The sequence below is a fragment of the Streptomyces durbertensis genome (assembly GCF_014156695.1).
Lineage (GTDB): Bacteria > Actinomycetota > Actinomycetes > Streptomycetales > Streptomycetaceae > Streptomyces > Streptomyces durbertensis.
This window is the reverse complement of the sequence record NZ_WMLF01000752.1, coordinates 1-1,393: the sequence shown is the minus strand read 5'-3', so window position 1 is coordinate 1,393 and position 1,393 is coordinate 1. Positions and strand designations below refer to the sequence as shown.

1 protein-coding gene is annotated in these 1,393 nt (G+C 78.8%); it reads left to right on the top strand.

Translation table 11 applies throughout. From position 1 onward, the window contains the following. Positions 1–643: 643 nt before the first annotated feature. On the top strand, positions 644–1,393 hold a 750-nt coding region (locus GL263_RS26535), incomplete at its 3' end, for a hypothetical protein (RefSeq protein WP_182858278.1).

Below are 1,393 nucleotides of genomic sequence, written 5' to 3'. Positions count from 1 at the left end.
CCGCGGGGCTGCCCGGGCCGCAGGGCCGCACGACCGCAGGGCCGCACGACCGCACGACCGCAGGGCCGCAGGGCCGCAGGGCCGCAGGGCCGCAGGGCCGCAGGGCCGCAGGGCCGCAGGGCCGCAGGGCCGCAGGCGGACCGCGTCCGCTGTGACGACGTTCCCTTTCTCCCCGCCTTCCGGCGCCCTCGGGGTCGAGGCGCCGGAAGGCCACGGCGAGCGGCCCCCGACCCGGGACGCCGGAGCGGGGGCGAGGCCGGACAGCGCCCTCAGGGCCGGGCCGCCGGAAGACGGGGCGACCGGCCCCGGGTCGGAGCGCCGGAGCGGCGGGAAGATCGGGCGGTCGGGGCCGGGGAGGGCAAGGTCGGGCTGCTCGCTCAATGCCCGCCGCCGGAAGGCCGAGCCGTCAGCCCCCCGGCTCGGGGCGCCCGGGCGCGGAGCGCAGTCGGGCGGCGCGCTCGGGGCGCTCGGGGCAGCGGGCCGCGGAGGGCCGAGGTGAACGGGCGCCGAGCGGGGACGGGGCCGGGCTCCGCGCGGTGGGGCGGCGGCCGTAGGCCGCCTGGTCACGGGGTGGTCGCGGAAAGATCGCGGAAGCGGCGTCCTCACCCTGTCCTTATCCACGCACATGGCACACTCTTTTTCGATGGGCGACATGACAGGCGGGCCGGGCGGCGGCCCCCAGCCGGCGATACGGGCGGCACGCGCCGCGGTCTTCACCGCGCTGTGCGTCACGCTCTCCGCCGGCACGCACGTGGTCCTCTCCGGCGCACCCGTGCCGCTCACCACGCTGCTACTGGTCAGCGCGGTCGTCTTCGCCGCCGCGTACGCCCTCGGCGGGCGACTGCGCGGCTACTGGTCCATCGCGGCACTGCTGCTGCCGCTCCAGCTCGCCGCCGACACGGTCTTCACCACCGGCCAGCAGGCCTGCTACGGGGCCGGCGGCGGCCCGGTGATCGGCCCGCTGCGCTCGATGGGCGTCAACCTGATCTGCACCGGCGGCGACTTCGGCACGCCGCTGGCCCGCTTGGCCGGCGACACCCCGGCCGTCCCGCTCAGCCACCCGGCGGCGCCCTGGCTGCTGCTGGGCGCGCACGTCGCGGTGGGCCTGGGCGCGGCGGCCTGGCTGTGGCGCGGGGACGCCGCGCTCACGCGGCTGCTGCGCGCCGCCGTCCTGGAGGCCGCCGAGCTGGCCCGCCCGCTGCTGCGCCGCCTGACCGCCCTCACCACGCGTACCACGACGACCGGCGCCCCGCGCCGCTCCGCGCCGCGCACGGCCGTGCTCAGCTCGCTGCTGCGGCGGTCTCTGGTGGCCCTGCTGGCTCTGGCCGTGCTCGCGTTCGCGTTCGGGTACGTCATGGCCGGCAGGGTGCTCTCGCCGCTCGGCCGCATCACC